This window comes from Maridesulfovibrio sp., from assembly GCF_965230075.1.
In the GTDB taxonomy this organism is placed as follows: domain Bacteria; phylum Desulfobacterota; class Desulfovibrionia; order Desulfovibrionales; family Desulfovibrionaceae; genus Maridesulfovibrio.
In genome coordinates this window covers 2033582-2051562 of record NZ_OZ245945.1, presented here as the reverse complement: position 1 = coordinate 2051562, position 17981 = coordinate 2033582, and the positions used below count along the sequence as shown (strand labels likewise).

At 46.4% G+C, this 17981-nt stretch carries 16 protein-coding genes; 8 read left to right on the top strand and 8 right to left on the bottom strand.

The window, feature by feature from the left end; all coding sequences use genetic code 11:
* Positions 1-190 precede the first annotated feature (190 nt).
* The 7 genes from ACO05Z_RS09280 to ACO05Z_RS09250 all read left to right on the top strand — a co-directional run bounded on the left by ACO05Z_RS09280 (position 191) and on the right by ACO05Z_RS09250 (position 9413).
* Entirely contained in the window at positions 191-1933 is a 1743-nt protein-coding gene (locus tag ACO05Z_RS09280; RefSeq protein ID WP_421901895.1) for a hypothetical protein, read from the top strand.
* Between the two features lie 60 nt (positions 1934-1993).
* Entirely contained in the window at positions 1994-3055 is a 1062-nt protein-coding gene (gene gcvT / locus ACO05Z_RS09275; protein WP_421901894.1) for a glycine cleavage system aminomethyltransferase GcvT, read from the top strand.
* Positions 3056-3144: 89 nt separating this feature from the next.
* Positions 3145-3765 (top strand): BON domain-containing protein, encoded by a 621-nt coding sequence (locus ACO05Z_RS09270; RefSeq protein ID WP_421901893.1) that lies wholly within the window; start codon positions 3145-3147, stop codon positions 3763-3765.
* A 160-nt stretch (positions 3766-3925) separates the two neighbouring features.
* Entirely contained in the window at positions 3926-4762 is an 837-nt protein-coding gene (locus ACO05Z_RS09265) for a class I SAM-dependent methyltransferase (protein ID WP_421901892.1), read from the top strand.
* 411 nt (positions 4763-5173) lie between these two features.
* A complete protein-coding gene (gene fdnG / locus ACO05Z_RS09260) occupies positions 5174-8233 on the top strand; it encodes a formate dehydrogenase-N subunit alpha (RefSeq protein WP_421901891.1) in 3060 nt (1019 codons plus the stop codon).
* Positions 8233-8976, top strand: coding sequence for a 4Fe-4S dicluster domain-containing protein (locus ACO05Z_RS09255; protein WP_421901890.1), 744 nt, complete (start codon positions 8233-8235; stop codon positions 8974-8976). The genes fdnG and ACO05Z_RS09255 overlap by 1 nt, the downstream gene beginning before the upstream one ends.
* 17 nt (positions 8977-8993) lie before the next feature.
* Positions 8994-9413, top strand: coding sequence for a cytochrome c3 family protein (locus tag ACO05Z_RS09250; protein WP_421901889.1), 420 nt, complete (start codon positions 8994-8996; stop codon positions 9411-9413).
* A gap of 85 nt (positions 9414-9498) precedes the next feature.
* Here the strand turns inward: ACO05Z_RS09250 and tsaA are convergent, their stop codons facing one another.
* Positions 9499-10002 carry a tRNA (N6-threonylcarbamoyladenosine(37)-N6)-methyltransferase TrmO gene (gene tsaA, locus ACO05Z_RS09245; RefSeq protein ID WP_421901888.1) on the bottom strand — a complete coding sequence of 168 codons (504 nt, stop codon included), beginning with the start codon at positions 10000-10002 and terminating at the stop codon, positions 9499-9501.
* A 76-nt stretch (positions 10003-10078) separates the two neighbouring features.
* On the bottom strand, positions 10079-11185 hold the full coding sequence (locus ACO05Z_RS09240) for a M20/M25/M40 family metallo-hydrolase (RefSeq protein WP_421901887.1): 1107 nt from the start codon (positions 11183-11185) through the stop codon (positions 10079-10081).
* A 264-nt stretch (positions 11186-11449) separates the two neighbouring features.
* Between ACO05Z_RS09240 and ACO05Z_RS09235 the strand changes: the two genes are divergently transcribed.
* On the top strand, positions 11450-11983 hold the full coding sequence (locus tag ACO05Z_RS09235) for a lectin-like protein (RefSeq protein WP_421901886.1): 534 nt from the start codon (positions 11450-11452) through the stop codon (positions 11981-11983).
* Between the two features lie 74 nt (positions 11984-12057).
* On the opposite strand, the gene ACO05Z_RS09230 is transcribed toward ACO05Z_RS09235, so the two are convergent.
* The 6 genes from ACO05Z_RS09230 to ACO05Z_RS09205 form a co-directional block, all read right to left on the bottom strand.
* Positions 12058-12315, bottom strand: coding sequence for a HypC/HybG/HupF family hydrogenase formation chaperone (locus tag ACO05Z_RS09230; RefSeq protein WP_421901885.1), 258 nt, complete (start codon positions 12313-12315; stop codon positions 12058-12060).
* Positions 12316-12336: 21 nt separating this feature from the next.
* Positions 12337-12828 (bottom strand): HyaD/HybD family hydrogenase maturation endopeptidase, encoded by a 492-nt coding sequence (locus ACO05Z_RS09225; protein ID WP_421904179.1) that lies wholly within the window; start codon positions 12826-12828, stop codon positions 12337-12339.
* A 134-nt stretch (positions 12829-12962) separates the two neighbouring features.
* Entirely contained in the window at positions 12963-14672 is a 1710-nt protein-coding gene (locus ACO05Z_RS09220; protein ID WP_421901884.1) for a nickel-dependent hydrogenase large subunit, read from the bottom strand.
* A 57-nt stretch (positions 14673-14729) separates the two neighbouring features.
* On the bottom strand, positions 14730-15677 hold the full coding sequence (locus tag ACO05Z_RS09215; protein WP_421901883.1) for a hydrogenase small subunit: 948 nt from the start codon (positions 15675-15677) through the stop codon (positions 14730-14732).
* Positions 15678-16161: 484 nt separating this feature from the next.
* Entirely contained in the window at positions 16162-16815 is a 654-nt protein-coding gene (gene tmk, locus ACO05Z_RS09210; protein WP_421901882.1) for a dTMP kinase, read from the bottom strand.
* Entirely contained in the window at positions 16791-17825 is a 1035-nt protein-coding gene (locus ACO05Z_RS09205; protein WP_421901881.1) for a 3'-5' exoribonuclease YhaM family protein, read from the bottom strand. The genes tmk and ACO05Z_RS09205 overlap by 25 nt, the downstream gene beginning before the upstream one ends.
* Positions 17826-17981 lie beyond the last annotated feature (156 nt).

Genomic DNA, 17981 nt, shown 5'->3' with positions numbered 1-17981 from the left:
AAGCCACTATTAAACAGAAAATGACACCCTTTTTAAAAAAATATTAAATTCTACAATTTTTCTAGATAAATTCTGTTGTAATTAGTTGCAGTTCGGGCTACTCATACATTAATATAAATAAGGATTGTCTTGATGAGCGCCCGAACAGGCAAGTCCATTTTAATCCTACAGCAACATGCAGGGTTTTAATATGTGGCAGGAAGCCTTTTCCAAATATACAGGGGAAGCCTGTGACACGGACAACGTAACATCTCAGGATGTTTACGATATGAAGTCTTTGGATGGCTTGCGTCTGCATCTGGACCATGTCCACATCAAAAATTGCCTGCTCCGTCCCTACTTTGAACAACGCAATCAATACCCACTAGTTGACGACCGTGAATTGCTGCCTTCTTTCGAAGTAGATCTCTACGAGTACAAAAAACTTCCCGGTTTCAGTATGGTCGCCCTTGAGCGTCCTCTGAACTTTTTTCAGGAAATTTTTCAATTTGATATCCTGCACAGCCCGCGGCTTTTAGATGAATCCACCACTGAAAAAGCCTGTCCGCTCTTCGAATCAATTCTTAAAGCAAATATTGAAACTTTCGAAAGCAGGCTGCCCAAGCGTTCCCACAAGGAATTTCTCAGCGAATTCGGCAATACGGATATTTCTGCCATAGAAAATTATGACCGGATCCTTCCTCACCTACTTGAGATTGAAAGAGCTCAGGTTATGGCTCAGGACAATACCGGAAAGTTCTACCTTGCCGGGGTGTTTGGCTCTTTTCCATCTGACCTTGATACTGAACTGAAGCGTTTCGGCATCAGGATCGGCAAATTCAAACCGGGCGACAACCTGCTCTACGAGTACAACCGTTTGTTCGTGTACACTTTTCTCATGGAGCTGCACGGATTCCCCATTGTTTCGGAACGCCGCACTTCATCCGCCCTTTTTGCCCGCCGTTTGCACAGGATGGGTGAAAAATTCATGGTCCGCGTTCTGGGGCAGTCCGACCGTACCATTACCTCGCTTTTTTCCCATCCAAAAGCCAAACATTACCCGCGAGTGGAAAAAATTGCTTTGGTTCAGGTCAGCAAGGACAACAAAGACACCATTGCTGAATTGAAAAAAGGCGGGTTCTTTGTGGATGAAAAAAAACGAGTGGTTATCCTGAAGGTCAAATACCGTCAGCATAAATTCAACCCGGAAAACGTCCGTGAAGACCGTGCTCTTTCTGTATATGAACAGCAGGTAATCCACCCCTATACCGGAGAATGTGCTTCCCATTTTAACGTGATCAAGGATGCGTCCAGCATGACCATCCTGCTTAACGACATTGTACGCGGTGAATATACTGGTAATATTGTCTACAAACGCAATGAGCTGATTCAGGATACAGAAACCCATGAACGGCGCTTGAAATTTCTTTTTGCATGGCTTTCAAAGCACCAGCGCAGGATCATCGGCTATTCAGATGAATTCTATTCCGGCGTAGTAAAGGTGCTAGACAGTTACCTGCTGGCCCCGGACAACTATGAGCCGTTCAACGAGCTTACTGACCTTTATCAGGAGGTCTGGTCCAAATACAGCTACATCCAGCAGGCCCGCAAGCTCAAAGTTCTTGAAGACCTCAGAGAAAGAAAGTATCGGGGTAAAAAAATCAGCTACCTTGAGATGCTGCAGGTAATGCATGAAATCATGAATGAACTCAAATTTGAAATCGTCAACTATTTTGACAAGCTTGTCGAGACAGCTTTGAAGATCGGCGACAGGGTTCTTAATGATTCATATTTAATACGTAAATATATTTCCTGTCCGGAAGAAGAACTTACACCCTATGGCCTTGATGTGAAAAAATATTATGGCCGTATGGTTATGGTCCTTGATGAATTCAGGTCGATCCGTAAGAGCCGTTCTCTATACGAGGAAGGATCTGTAAACGGATTGGTTTAAATTTAATTCTGAAAGCACCTTGAATTATTCGGGTGCTTTCAATTTATACGGAGTAAAAAATTGACAGCACTGCGCACTACCCCCCTGACTGAGTGGCACCGTGAAAACGGCGCAAAACTTGTTCCCTTTGCCGGATTCGAAATGCCTGTTCAGTACAAAGGCATTATCGTTGAACATAAACACACCCGTGAAAATGTTGGTATTTTTGACATCAGCCACATGGGTGAATTCAAACTCAGCGGTAAAGGCGCAAAAGACGGCCTGAACAAGCTGGTTACCCAGAATCTGGACACCCTTGCACCGGGGAAATGCCGTTACGGTTTTCTGCCCAACGATAAAGGCGGCGTTCTTGACGACCTGATCATCTATTGCCTTGCTGTAGATTCCTACATGCTGGTAGTCAACGGCGCTTGCGAAGAAGGTGACTTCAACTGGATTGATTCCAGACTTCCTGAAGGTCTGAACTTTGAAAATATTTCTTACGAGACCGCCAAAATCGACTTGCAGGGTCCTCTTGCTCTCGACGTACTGGAATCTGTTTTCGGACGTGATTTTAAACATCTCAAGTACTTCAACTTTGAAGAAACCGAATTTGACGGCTACAACCTGATCATCAGCCGTACCGGGTACACAGGTGAACTGGGCTACGAATTCTATCTGCCCGCCGACACGGCCCTTTCCCTGTGGGAAAAACTGGTCGCTGACGAAAGGGTTGAACCCATCGGACTTGGCGCACGCGACACCCTGCGTCTTGAGTGCGGATACCCCCTCTACGGTCAGGATCTCGATACCGAACACAATCCCCGTGAAGGCGGTTACAGCTTCCTGCTCCCCGCAGATGCTTACACCGACGTTAAGGAACTTCTCATCCCCCTGACAATTGAAGGCCGCCGTACTGCCCGTCATGACGACATCGTAATGCTGGACGGCAAGGAAGTTGGTAAGGTAACCAGCGGTTCCTTCTCTCCCACCCTCGGCTACTCCATCGCTCTGGCATATGTTGCCGCAGATGCTGCCGAAGCCGATGATTTCATCATCAAGACTGCACGCAAAGAGCTTGAAGCTAAGAAGAGCGAATTACCCTTCTACAAAGAAGGTACCGCCCGTAAGAAGCTGGATTAAGCTTAAGTTTTATAAAGTTAATTTAACCCCGCCACTTACATCAAAGTGGCGGGGTTTCTTTTTAGCTCAAGGCACATTACAACTCAGCTATGCGCAATATCCCTAAAATTTATCTTACGTCCTTAGTGCTGGCAATTATCAGCTTGCCCCCTCTTAACGCCGAAGCTGGTTTTATGCCGTATGGGAGAATCTTTAAAGCAGTTAAAGACGAACGACCATATATAACCCAGGCTCAAGACACCCGGCTTCAGCTGCAATTGCATAAAGCTATTATCCTTAATTGCCCCTCAAGTATTACTGAAGTTTCAAGTTATGTCTTCGCAGGTCAAGGTTTTCTGGTGGGAGAGGTTGAGAACGAAGTCGAGCGAGAAGACTTGATAAATAGAGCCAAAGAAGTCAAAGGACTCTATGGAATTAGCTATTTTCTGCCCCAAAAAAAGAACTCTAATAACAGCACCTCATCAGAGCTTGAAATTAAACTTAAGGGCATGATTGATCCTAAATATCCATCATCTAAAGTTACCGTGAAAGTGGTGCAAGATAATGTGGTTATACTGGGAGTACTAAGCCCTCAAGAACAGCAAATTGTTTGTGAATCAGTACAGGATATATCTGGAACAGCTAAAATCATAAATTTTATTCAAGCCCCTCAACAGCAGAAAAGAATCGAAAGAAGATTTCGTCCATTGCGGAATCTATTTAGTGACTAATTAGAAGTGGACTTTCTCAGTTTCTCAAGCTAAGTGTTCATCATTATGTCCAGACTTTAATCATATAAAGACCTTTTGGCTCTTGCGTTGCCCTGCCCGTTCTCAGGCAGAAGGCATCATGTTTAAATAATATTCTATGTAAGGATATTAAGGTTTTGTTATGTTTAAAGAATTTAAGGACATCAATTCACGTCCCCTGCCTTTTGAATTCTATACTGCATCTGATCTCTGGGCCGATGAGCACATTGCAAAGCAAATGCTCAAGTATCACTTGAATCCTGATATCGATGCTGCCTCTCGTAATACTAAATTCATAACCGAATCATCTGAGTGGATTATTGATCGTTTTGGATTAGCCGATGATAAAAAAGTAGCTGATTTTGGATGCGGTCCCGGCCTGTACACCACTGCTTTTGCGCAATCAGGCGCAGATGTAACCGGAATCGATTTTTCCGCAAATTCCATTGCATATGCGCATAAACAGGCTGAATTATATGGCCACGATATTGAATACATCAACACCAACTATCTGGATTTCAGCACAGCTAAACGCTTTGACCTCATCACTATGATCATGTGCGATTTCTGCGCGCTCAGCCCTGCACAGCGCAAGGTAATGCTCCAGAAGTTCCATACCCTGCTTAAACTGGGTGGTTCAATTCTGCTGGATGTTTATTCACTGAGTGCGTTCAGTAATCTTAGTGAGAAGAATGTATTTGAGCCTATGCTCATGAATGGTTTCTGGTCATCTGAAGAATACTTCGGATTCATGAACACATTTAAATATGAGCAGCCAAAAGTGATGTTGGACAAATATACCATCATCGAAAAAGACCGGACCCGAACAATCTACAACTGGCTGCAGTACTTCAGTCCTGAAGATTTGGAAGCTGAATTCGCGCTTTGCGGGTTCAATAAAGTTGAACTGCTTGGTAATGTAGCCGGATCTAAGTACCAAAACGAGAGCAATGAATTTGCCCTCATCGCTCATAAGTAGCTGAATATATTACATTGGGTCGTTTTGTTTTTATAAAACGACCCAATTTTTCTTCTAATTTGAGGCAATTATGTCAGATTAGTAACAATACTTCTTTCATGCCCTATAAACGCACTATCCCGATGATACAAAGTTCTTTTATTTAAGCACATTGAGAACTACCAACCTTTCATGTTCTTTATTCTGCAAATAGTGCTGAATTAAATTCATCCCATTTCTTAACATTCAATTAATATTCAAATTATTTCTTAAAATTCAGCACATTAACTCACGAACAACTAATTATATCAAAAAATACACATATCTAATTGTGTCAATCGCTCCCCAAGCAACATTTTTTTTCCATCAATCCTATTGACGGATAGGTTCTTATCCAGATGATTGGAACACCCTCAAATTTCAGGAGCGATGATGAACATTAATCGTAGAGATTTTGTAAAGCTGACGACTGCTGCAGCTGCGGGTATTGCCGCTGTTCCGGCGTTCGGCGGGCTTGGCAAAGCTTTCGCCAATACAGCCGAGGAACGGGCAAAGCAGCTCAGTCCCAAATGGACCAAGCAGACCACATCTGTCTGTGCGTTCTGTTCCGTGGGTTGCGGACTTCTGGTCAATACTGACCTTGAGACCAAACGCGCGGTTAACGTGGAAGGTAACCCCGACCACCCCATTAACGAAGGTGCCCTCTGCGCCAAGGGTGCGGCATCCATCCAGATGACCGAAAACCCTAAGCGCCCCGGCAAATACCTTTACCGCGCTCCTTATAGCGGAGAATGGGAAGAAAAAGATTGGGATTTCTGTAAAAAACGCATCGCACAGCTGATCAAGAAATCTCGTGACGAAAGCTTTGAAAAGAAAAATGCAAAGGGACAGGTGGTTAACCGCACCATGGGTATCGCCTCTCTCGGTTCCGCTGCGCTGGATAACGAAGAATGTTATGCCATGCACAGCTTCATGCGCGCACTCGGCCTGGTCTATGTTGAGCACCAGGCACGTATCTGACACAGCGCAACTGTTGCGGCTCTGGTAGAGTCGTTCGGACGCGGCGCGATGACCAACCACTGGAATGACCTTCAGAACAGTGATTGCATTTTGATAATGGGCAGTAACGCTGCCGAAAACCATCCCATTTCTTTCAAATGGGCTGTAAAAGCACAGAAACGCGGTGCCAAGATTATTCATGTGGACCCGCGCTTCACCAGAACTTCCGCTCGCTCGGATGCATACATCCCCCTGCGTTCCGGTACTGATATCGCAGTACTGGGCGGGATGATCAACTACATCATCAAGAACAAGCGTTACTTCCATAAATATATGGTCGATTACACCAACGCTTCTTTCATCGTAGGCAAGGACTTTGATTTCAAGGACGGCCTGTTCTCCGGCTTTGATTCCAAGACCAATTCCTACGACAAATCCAAGTGGGCTTTTGAGCTGGACGACAAGGGTATCCCCAAGCAGGACAAATCCCTGCAGGCCCCCAATTGTGTTTTCCAAATCCTGAAAAGACACTATGCGCGTTATACTCCGGAAAAAGTATCCTCAATTTCCGGTGTATCCACAAAAGACCTTGAACTGCTCTACAGCACCTACACCGCAACCGGTAAAAAAGACAAAGCCGGTACCATCATGTACGCCATGGGCTGGACCCAGCATACTGTAGGTGTGCAGAACATCCGTGCCATGGCCATGATTCAGCTCATGCTCGGTAACATCGGTGTTGCAGGCGGTGGTGTTAACGCTCTGCGCGGCGAATGTAACGTACAGGGGTCCACTGACTATGCCCTGCTCTACCACATTCTCCCCGGCTACCTGAAAACTCCGCTGGCCGGACAGGACACCCTTGAGCAGTACAACAATACTTACACTCCCAAGAGCAACGATCCTGAGTCCGCAAACTGGTGGCAGCACTATCCCAAGTACTCGGCCAGCCTGATCAAGGCCATGTACTCCGAGGACACCCCGGAACAGGGATACCAGTACCTGCCCCGCCTTGATAACCACAAGGCCAGCGTCTACTCTTGGATTCCACTCATCGACCGCATGTATGAAGGCAAGTTCAGCGGCGGTCTGATCTGGGGTATGAACCCGGCATGTTCCAGCTCCGACTCAGTCAAGACCCGTAAGGCTCTCGGCAAACTGGACTGGATGGTCAACGTCAACCTCTTCCAGTGCGAAACAAGCGATTTTTGGAAGGGGCCGGATATGGATCCCAAGAAGATCAAAACCGAAACCTTCTTCATTCCCTGTGCTTCTGCAATCGAAAAAGAAGGTTCCGTATCAAACTCCGGACGCTGGATGCAGTGGCGTTATAAAGGTCCCGAACCTTTCGACGAGGTAATGACTGACGGCCACTACTTCCACGAAATCTGGGAAGAACTCAAAGCCCTCTACGAAAAAGAAGGTGGTGCATACCCTGAACCTATCACCCACCTAAGCTTCGATAACATGTGCGAGGAAAACGAGCACGGCCACATGGAATTCAGTGCCCGTAAGACCGCCAAACTCTGTAACGGCTGGTTCACTCGTGATGTTGAAGTAAAAGGCAAGAAGTTCAAGAAAGGACAGCAGGTCCCCAGCTTTGCTTATCTGCAGGCAGACGGTTCCACTACCTCCGGTAACTGGCTGTACTGTAATTCCGTCTCTGACACTGAAAACAAATCCATGCGTCACGATGCCACCCAGACCAAGGAACAGGCCAATATCGGACTCTTCCCCAACTGGACATGGTGCTGGCCAGTAAACCGCCGTATCCTCTACAACAGAGCTTCTGTTGATGAAAAGGGACAGCCTTGGGCACCCAAGAAAGCGGTTATTAAATGGAACGGTTCCAAGTGGATCGGCGACGTGCCTGATGGTGGCTGGAAACCCGGCACCCGTCATCCGTTCATCATGCGTAAGAACGGTTTCGGACAGCTCTTCGGCCCCGGCCGTGCTGACGGTCCCCTGCCGGAATACTACGAACCTCTGGAATGTCCGGTCAAAACACATCCTTTCTCCAAGACCCTGCATAACCCCACGGCTGTTCAGATCACAGGTGAGGAAAAGGCTGTCTGCGATCCGCGTTACCCCTTCGTTGGTACGACCTACCGTATCACCGAACACTGGCAGACCGGTTCCATGACCCGCTGGCAGTCATGGCTGGTAGAAGCCGAGCCGCAGATGTTCGTGGAAATCAGTCCCGAATTAGCTAAACTGCGTGGCATTGAAAACGGCGAGAAAGTAACTGTTGAAAGTGTCCGTGGATCACTCTGGGCCATCGCTATGGTCACTGAGCGTATCCAGCCGTACAACATCAACGGAACTGACGTACATATGGTCGGTATGCCCTGGCATTACGGTTGGGTAACCCCCATCAACGGCGGTGATTCTGCAAACATCGTAACCCCCAACGTGGGTGACCCGAACACCGGTATCCCCGAATATAAGGCCTTCATGGTCAACATCCGCAAGTGGAAGGAGGGTGATAACTAATGTCCGGTAAAAGCTTCTTTGTAGATCTCTCCCTTTGTACCGCCTGCCGTGGTTGTCAGGTTGCCTGTAAACAGTGGAAGGACCTGCCTGCGGAACATACCCGCAACGTTGGTTCCCACCAGAACCCGCAGGATCTGTCTTCCAAAACCATACGTCTGGTGCGCTTCAGCGAAGCCCGTGACGAAGACGGTAAATTCCGCTGGCTCTTCTTCCCGGAACAGTGTCGTCACTGCATCGAGCCTCCCTGCAAATACATTGCAAACATGTACGCACCCGGAGCAGTTGTGCAGGACGAAAAGACAGGTGCTGTAATCATGACCGACAAGGCCGTGCTGCCCAAGGGAAAAGTGGAAGGCTGGGAAATGTGTCCTTACAATGTTCCCCGTCAGGACCCGAAAACAGGTCTTTTCTCCAAATGCGACATGTGTATTGACCGCGTTGAAATGGGCATGCTCCCCGCCTGTGTGCAGAGCTGCCCCACCGGAACAATGAACTTCGGTGACCGTGCGGACATGCTCAAACTGGCAGAAGAAAGGCTTGCGGAAGTTAAAAAGACCAACCCCAATGCATATCTTGCAGACCCTGAAGATGTGCGCGTGATTTACCTTTGCGAAACCAAGCCGGAAAGCTACCATGAAACTCTCGTTGCTTCCGCTGACCAGCGCAAGACAATCATGGCCGGGGTAAGTCCTAATAAAACATCAAGACGCGGCTTCCTCACCGCTCTTAAAAATAAAGCCTAGCAGGCAGGAGAGATAAGATGAAAAAATTATTGATCGCATGCCTGTGTTTGATGGGCATTGTGTTCGTCGCCATCGGCGCGGGCGCACAGGAAGATTGGACCGCACCGGATGATGATCTGGTCATCAACTTCATCAAGGGCAAAAGTGATAAAGATCACGGTGTAGTATTCAACCATTCCAGCCATGAAAACTACGAATGTGCTGACTGCCACCACAAAATGAAAAAGACAGGCGAACCGACCAGTTGTGCCGATTGTCATGACAACTTTGAGCCTGTTCCGGCGAAAGGTTACAAGTCCTACTTCAAAGCCATGCACTACAAGCGCAAAGACCTTAAGCGCGCTTCCTGCCTCGGCTGTCACGTAAAGGAATTCGGCAATGACAAGGAAATGACCGGTTGTGTCAACTCTGCCTGCCATCCTGAGGGAATCAGGTAATAACTTAATTAACTACAGTCTATTCCTCAAAAAAAGCCCCTGTCGAAAGACAGGGGCTTTTGCTTTTCAGAAAAAGAAATAAATATTAATCTTCTACAAACCGCTCATCAGACTTCAAAGTCTCAGACTTTTCAGCATTCTTCTCAAGCCAACCGAAACGGTCCGCAGGAACAGCATCAAACTTTTTCACATAAGGCTTGATGTCAATCAACGGAGTTCCGTCATGTACATCAACACCTTTGATATGAAGGATGTTGCCTTCTATACGAAGAAGTTCAACAGTGGACATTCCGATCATATTCGGCCTGCGCGGAGCACGAGTTGAAAAGAGTCCCCTCTCCTCTGTATCCATAAACGGCTTTACCTTGAGCTTGTAACCATCGTTCTTATGGAAGTGATACAGCAGGATGATATGCGAAAACCCTTCAAGGTCCTGCAATCCCTCTTCCAAGGCTTCGTGCAACTCAATTGTCCCTTCATCATCCTTGGCTCCAGAAGGCTGTATAGGCATGCCTTCGAGGGTTTTATGGGGAGACCTGATGTATCCAATGGGATGAAATATTATGGCGTCTTTTTCGGGTAAAGGCATTTTTATCCTCCGAAATCAGATAATTACTTCCCCTGAAGTTAAAGTAAAACTTCAACTTCAGGGAAAAATATTCGATCTAGCTTTTCATAATCTCAGCCACCAGTTCCGCGCAACTGGTCAGACTTTCGATTTTAATAAATTCTTCTGTGGTGTGCACCTTGCTCATGCCTATTCCCAAGGTAACAGCATTAAAACCTTTACCGTAAAGGATATTAGCATCACTGCCGCCACCGGTAGGAACTCTTTTTGGAGTAGCGCCGATATTTTTGCAGGCATCTTCAACACGTGCCAGCAACTTGCTGTCATCAGCTACTTTAAGGGCCGGATATGAAATTTCATATTCAAATTTATATTCGCCACCGATTTTTTCAACAGCTGCAACACAGCAAGCTTCCATGTGTTCAAGCTGTTTGTTAAGTGAGTCATCGTGCAGGGAACGAGCTTCAGCTGTCAGAGTTGCTGTTTCAGAAACAATATTAGTCGCGCTACCGCCCTCGATGCGGCCGAGGTTTGCGGTAGTGCTTTCATCAATGCGCAGCAGATTCATCTTTGAAACAGCTTCGGCTGCAATCTGGATTGCACTAATGCCCTCTTCCGGTGCGATTCCGGCATGAGCGGATTTACCGGTGAAAGTAATATTAATTCCGGCCTTAGCTGGTGCGGCAACAACTATGGTTCCCACATCTCCGCTTGAATCAAGAATGACGATGTCTTTGGCCGGAAGCAAATCTGTGTCCAGGTTCTTTGCGCCGTGCATACCGGCCTCTTCACAAATGGAGAAAACAAAATAAATGTCTGGATGAGGAATTGATTCCTCTTCCAGATGATTGAGAGCCTCAATAGCCATGGCAATCCCGGCCTTGTCATCACCACCGAGAACAGTTTCCCCGGCACTGCGGACTAAATCTCCGTCAATGATCGGCTCAACACCGATGCAGGGCTGAACGCAGTCCATGTGTGCTGAGAATGCAACAGGCTCCCCTTTTCCGGTAGCCGGCACATGCACGATGAGGTTTCCGGTGTTTCCACCACTCAGCTCACCTGCTTTATCTTCTTGAACAGTGTAGCCTCTTTTGTCCATTCTTTCACGTAGATAAGCAGCTACTTCCTTCTCTTTCAATGAAGGGCTGTCGATTTGAACAAGGTCAAAAAAAAGGTCAAGAATTCGCTCTTGATTTATCATAATATCTCCAAAATGTTGCTGAAATTTAGATTTGCATAATTATCACTGATTCACATGCTTGAACAGTGGTATTTTCTTTCAAATAATTTTGCTCAGTACTATATTATTATTTCTTGATTTTTTATGTAGAGCCCAGATTTAGGCCACACTTTCCCCAAGTAATACTTGCACAATACATGATTTCCTAATATTCTTTTTACGAATAAAAGGATAACGGGGACTATGGGGGAGGTCATGATGAAATATTTTAATGCATTAACGCTAATGTTAATACTTTTTGTATTTACTGGCGGATCAGCAATTGCTTCGACTTTTACTTTTGGCAATTCAGAGTATACTGTTGTCCAATCAAGTGGAATAAATTGGAACGATGCTAAACTTGCAGCAGAAGCTGCCGGTGGACATCTGGTAACAATTACTTCCGAAGCCGAAAACAATTTCCTTAAAAGCACAGTCTTTCAGGGATTGGATAAGGCTTATTGGCTTGGAGCCTACCAGACCGGAGATGAGAACAGGCAAGACCCTACTTCCAATTGGCACTGGGTAACTGGTGAAGAATGGGATTATACCGACTGGTACAGTGCAGAGCCCAACAACTCACGAATTGACGAGTTTCACTTGAGTGCAGATCAAAGATTCAACTACCAATGGAACGACGAGGGATCAGCAGTTTCCTCCATGATCAGTGGATATGTGGTTGAAAAGCCTTCAGCCCCCACCCCCATTCCCGGCGCAATATGGCTCCTCGGAGCATCCTTGGTCGGACTTTTGGGACTTAAAAGAAAATTCGCAAAATAGAATAATTCATATACAATAAAAAATCCCGGCAGCCCCTCAGGTTGCCGGGATTTTTTATTGAAAAAACAAAACTTTTAAGCGTTGCACGCTTTATTCTTCTCAGCTTCAGTCAATTCAACCATGTCGCGTAAAATTTTCAGGGTTTCTTCCGCTTCTTTAGGATCGAGCTTACGCAGCGCAAATCCGGCATGGACAATGAGGTAGTCACCAATTTCAACTTCATCGGCCAAGAGCATGAGTGAAGCATCAAGGTAGGTCTCTCCTTCACCCACTTTACATTTCGCAACTTGATCTTCAATGGACACAATCTGAACAGGAATAGCTAAACACATGGAAAACACCCCTTATCGGCACTAGGCCATCTTTTCATAACTGCCGCCGGCCGCAGAAACTTCCTCAAGCACCTTCTCCATCATGAAAGGAAGCCGCTCCAGCGTTACATCAGAAACTTCGTCATGCATGGTCTGGTAATCCTTCGGCTCCACACCGATAACCACACATTCAGGACGCCTGTCACACAAATCACACAGGACCATTGTGTCGAGCAGATCAGTCTGATGCATTGAATCCTTAAAAGCCAGACTCCTACGCAAATCCTCTCCTGTCAAGCGGTAAACCGAACCGGGCTCGTCATTCCCCAGAACAGCATCCACTACGATCAGGAAATCGCATTCCATCATAGGGCCCATCAGCTTGGTACCAAGAGTGCCACCGTCCATAACTTCAACGTTGTCGGAAAATGAGTACTGATTCATCAGTTCATTTACTACCTTTACGCCGATACCTTCATCAGTAAAAAGTATGTTTCCCACACCAAGAACTAAAATTTTTTTATCCATTTCTATATCCATCCTTATAGAAATATTTAGCTTAATTCGTAATAGAAATTCAATAAAAAAATCAAAATATTACGCTTGAAATCAAAAAACGGGAACCCGCAGTACGGGCTCCCGCAATATTTACATGAAGCTTGACCCAACTAGAGGATCTTGAACTTGTGAACTTCGTTGGTGTGAGCATCGATGACGTGTACGCCACAAGCGATGCAGGGGTCATAAGAGTGAACGGTACGCAGGATTTCAACAGGGCGCTTGGGATCAGCAATAGGTGTTCCCATGAGAGCTTCTTCAACTGCGGACATCTTGTTCTGGTTACAACGGGGACCGAGGTTCCAGGTGGAAGGTACAACCAACTGGAAGTTTTCGATCTTGCCGCCCTTGATCTTGATCCAGTGAGACAGACCACCACGAGGTGCGCCAACAAAGCCAACGCCTTCTGCTTCATCAGGCATTTCCCACTCAACCGCGAGGTCAGTGTTACCGGAAGCAACGTTGTCTTCGAGGTTGTTAACCCAGTCAGTCATCTTGTTACCGGCAACAACAGTCTCAATACCACGAGCTGCAGTTCTACCAAGAGTAGAGAACAGGGCTTCAGGACCAACACCGAGGGTGCTGAGAACATGATTAACAACAGGAACAACGTCCTTATTGCCGCGCGCATAGGATACGAGCATCTGTGCCAGCGGACCAACTTCCATGGATTCGCCTTTGTAGCGGGGAGCTTTCATCCATGAGTAACGGTCACGGTCTTCATAGTTGGTGTACTTGGGTTCGGTTTCGCCATCGTACGGATGCAGGGAAGAGTCACCGTCATACCAGCTATGGCTGATATCTTCCTTGATGGAGTCAGGGTTGAAATCCATGACATTGCTGAGGTCACGGTTCATGATTACGCCCTGCTCGAGGAAGCGGCTGTTGATGTCTGCTTCAACATCCGGGAATTCACCGAAGGTCAGGAAGTTGGTGGTTCCACCGATTCCGGCCCAATCTTTATAGTAGGATGCGACCATCAGCAGGTCAGGAATGTAGCATTCGTTAACAAATGCCATTGTTTCATTATAAAGATCCTTGAATTCCTGAATACGTTTCGGAGTCAAGGAATCGTAGCATGTTACACCGCCCACGATGGTGAACTGGGTGTGCGGGTTCTTTGCGCCGAAAACAGCCATTGCACGTGCAGCCTTAACCTGAAGATGCAGACCTTCAAGATAGTGGGCAGTAGCAATGAGGTTTTCTTCGGGACGCAGGTAGTAGGCATCATGCCCACCGAGAAAGTATGCATTGGTGAAGATACCGAGCTGGCCGGAATCAACAAACTTCTTCAGTTTTTCCTGAACAGCCTTGAGGTCTTCGGCCTTGGTAACGCGGGTAGACTGGCTGTTTGCAATCTTGGCAGCCTTAACAGGATCAGCCTGAAGTGCGCTTACTACGTCAACCCAGTCAAGGGCATGCAGATGATAGAAATGCACGATGTGGTCATGCAGATACTGAGCACCCAGTACGAGGTTACGAATGAGACGAGCATTTTCAGGCAGGTTCTTATCAACACCAACAGCATTATCTACACAACGTGTAGAAGCCAGAGCGTGAGTATAAGTACATACACCGCAGGAACGCTGGGTGAAATGCTGAGCATCGCGGGGATCACGGCCTTTCAGGATAATCTCCAGGCCGCGGAAGAGCTGGGAGCTACTCCATACATTACTTACTTTACCGTTTTCGACCTCTACTTCAATCTTGAGGTGGCCCTCAATTCTGGTAAGCGGGTCGACAATCACCGGACCGGTGTAATTCTTATCAAAAGGGGTCGCCATTACAGCGGGGCCCGATTTAGCCTTGCAACCAGACATATACAATCCTCCAAATGAATAGAAAGTTAGCTTTAAACTTCTATGTAGTTGACAGCACTAGCCCTGCTCGTAGAACGGGCTCATTTCATCCCAGAAATCGGGCTCACTGCAACCGATGCAGGGGTGACCGGCCTCAACAGGCCAGTTGGTCTGATTAAACTTGACTTTCGGACAGTTATTGTAGGTGTCCGGCCCCTTACATCCGAGCTCATAGAGGCAGTAGCCTTTTTTAGCTTCTTCAGATGAAAAGGAAGGTGCAAATTCATCATTATCAAAATGCTTGAGTCTCGGGCAGTTGTCATGCACGGACTCACCGTAGAAGAGAGTCGGACGACCAACATCATCAAGTTCGGGGATACCCTTGGTCAAATAATGAACTACAGTACCCACGAAGTTGAACGGGTTGGTCGGGCAACCGGGCAGGTTTACGGTGGTTACGCCGCCAAGCGCTTCGGAAACACCTTTAGCTTGGGATGGGTTGGGTGCAGCAGCCTGCACACCGCCGTAGCAGGCGCAGGTACCGATACAGATAGTTGCTTTTGCGTGAGGAACGATTTCCTGCACGATTTCAAGCATGGTTTTACCACCAACTTTACCCCATGCTCCACCTTCGATAGTGGGGATACCACCTTCAACAACACAGATGTAACCTTCAGGAGAATGCACTGCTTCATGCAGGGCTTCTTCCGCGGCATGACCGGCGGCAGCCATGATGGTTTCATGGTAGTCGAGGGAAATAGTGTCGAGAATAAGAGCATCGATGTAAGGAGAAACAGTACGAAGAACAGCTTCTGAGCAGCCAGTGCATTCAGCTGCATGCAGATAGACAACAGAAGGACGCTTTTTCTGAGTCAGGGCTTCCGCTACGGTTGGCGCAAAAGCGGGTCCCATTCCCATAACAGCGGCGGTTGTTGCGCAGAACTTCATGAAATCGCGGCGGGAGACGCCATTCTGCTCAAGGCGTTCTTCCGCTCCATCTTTTCCGAGTCCCACAGAGAATTTCATAAAAACCTCCATCCTCTAATTAAAGATAGTAGGGTTTACCCCCTAACATTGCAGTCTTCAATTCAAGGCTGGAAACGCTCCTGCCTAAAAAGGCCGCAATGTACACTAAACTTTTATCCATTAGCTCCGGCTATACGGCATCAGTCTCACTTTGATACCCACTCTCACACGAATGCTAATGTATTGAAAAATCTAATTACTCTTAAACCATTTAACTATGATAGCGTCAACCCCAAATGGAAGATTATTGTTTTTGATGCATATTTTGGTGGTTCATAGATAAAAACTGCACTAAGTAATATCAATTTTAAAATGTTATACATCAAAGATACATCACTATGCATTTAGTTGTTCTTGAAAACTAAAATCTGAGATTTAAAATAACAAATACGCACTTCACACTCTTTTACTAAATAATAACACTGCAAAAAAAAAGCGCAGCCCAATGGGCTGCGCTCTACAAAAAAATGTATAAAACCGGAAGCTAACCGTTAGTAACGAAGTTTCCTTTTATCCGCTCCACTACCTTTTCCTTAATTTCAGCAAAAATTTCATCCGGAGTCTGGTCAGCGTTAACTACAACGATCCTTTCATTGTTAAGTGCGGCCCAGGTTAAATACCCTTCCCGGACCCGGTTGTGAAATTCAAGGGACTCCGCTTCGAAACGTCCTTCTTCCTGCATCTTGTTTTCCTGCAGGTTGCGGGTCATGGCTCGTTTCAATCCTATCTCAGGGTCAATATCCAAAAGAATGGTCAGGTCAGGCCAATTGCCTGAAACTGCGACATCATTCAATTCTCGCAGCAGCTTCGGGTCAAGGCCCCGTCCGTATCCTTGGTAAACAATAGTGGAATCCGCAAACCGATCGGAAATAATAATCTTTCCGGCATCAACGGCAGGTTTAATCACCTGCCCTACGTGCTGGGCGCGGTCTGCAAGGTAAAGAAAAAGCTCACACTCACCGGTAATATCAGTACTGTCCATGTTAAGCAGGATTTTACGCAACTCTTTACCGATCCGGCTGCCTCCCGGCTCAAGGGTAACTTCAACACTATGTCCGGACTCTTCAAGAAAAGCTGTAAGCATCTTGATCTGGGTAGTTTTGCCGGTCCCTTCTATGCCTTCAAAGGTAATGAACATTGAGCCTCCGATTTTTTGAGTTCACACTTGCTCGACGGGTTATCAGGAGATTTCTCCGCCTTGTATAAATATCTGTCCAGAAACCGCTGATACGGAGTCCAGTTACTTTCTGAGCCTTCCAACTTACCTAATTCCGCGAAAATTGTATTCATTTTTGCATCAATATTATCAGCAAAATGCAAAATAAAGGCTTCAGGCGTTTTAGGGCGTTTAGGTGCGCCGAATTCATATTCACCGTGATGGGAAAGAATTAAATGCTTCAAGTGAAGCTTTAACTTTGGATCAAGGTCCTTGGATTTCTGTAAAAAAGGTTCAAGGATTTCAACCCCAATATGAATATGTCCAAGCAGACGCCCTTCATCGGTGTAATCATTGGTCAAACCGCCTGAAAGTTCCCACGCCTTACCCAGATCATGGAATATAGCAGCTGCCAAAACAACCTGACGGTCAACTTCAGGATAATTATCGCAAATGGACATACACAGCTTGGCCACAGCCAATGTATGCTCCAACAGACCACCTACGTATGCATGATGAACGGCCTTGGCTCCGGTGGCGGTCAGAAGACGGTTATGCACGGTTTCATCTTTGAGCACCTTACGACAAAATTTCTTCCAAGGGATATGGACCATGTGCTCTGCAATCAGATAGTCCAGTTCCTGCATCATATCTTCAGGCCTTTCTTTGCTCGAAGGAAGAAAATCAGTGATATCCAGTCCGGCATATTCAGGATTAAGAATATCAAGGACTTCCACAGTCAATTGCGGTTTATCCCTGAATGATCCGACCATCCCCCCGGCAACAACAAACATCCCGGCTTCAAGTGCTGGAAAAGATTGACTTAACGGACTCCAAATTTTCGCCTCAACCGCTCCGGAATTGTCCTGCAAACGCAGATTCCAAAACGGACCATTCCTTGATTCACGCAGTTGGGCATCGCCGATGAGAAAGATATCCTTGACTCTCTCCCCGTTTATAAGATCTTTAATATATGTATATTTTTGTGACACTTCTTGCTATTCCTGAATTGCTTTGATACCTCGCCAACAGGCAACGATTTTTTTAAACTTGTCAACGGCGTTTTTATATAACTGCCCGGAATTTGTATTCATAGTCAACCCACGGGAAGACTGTCCAATTATTTTTGAAATGTCCACCGGAGAAAA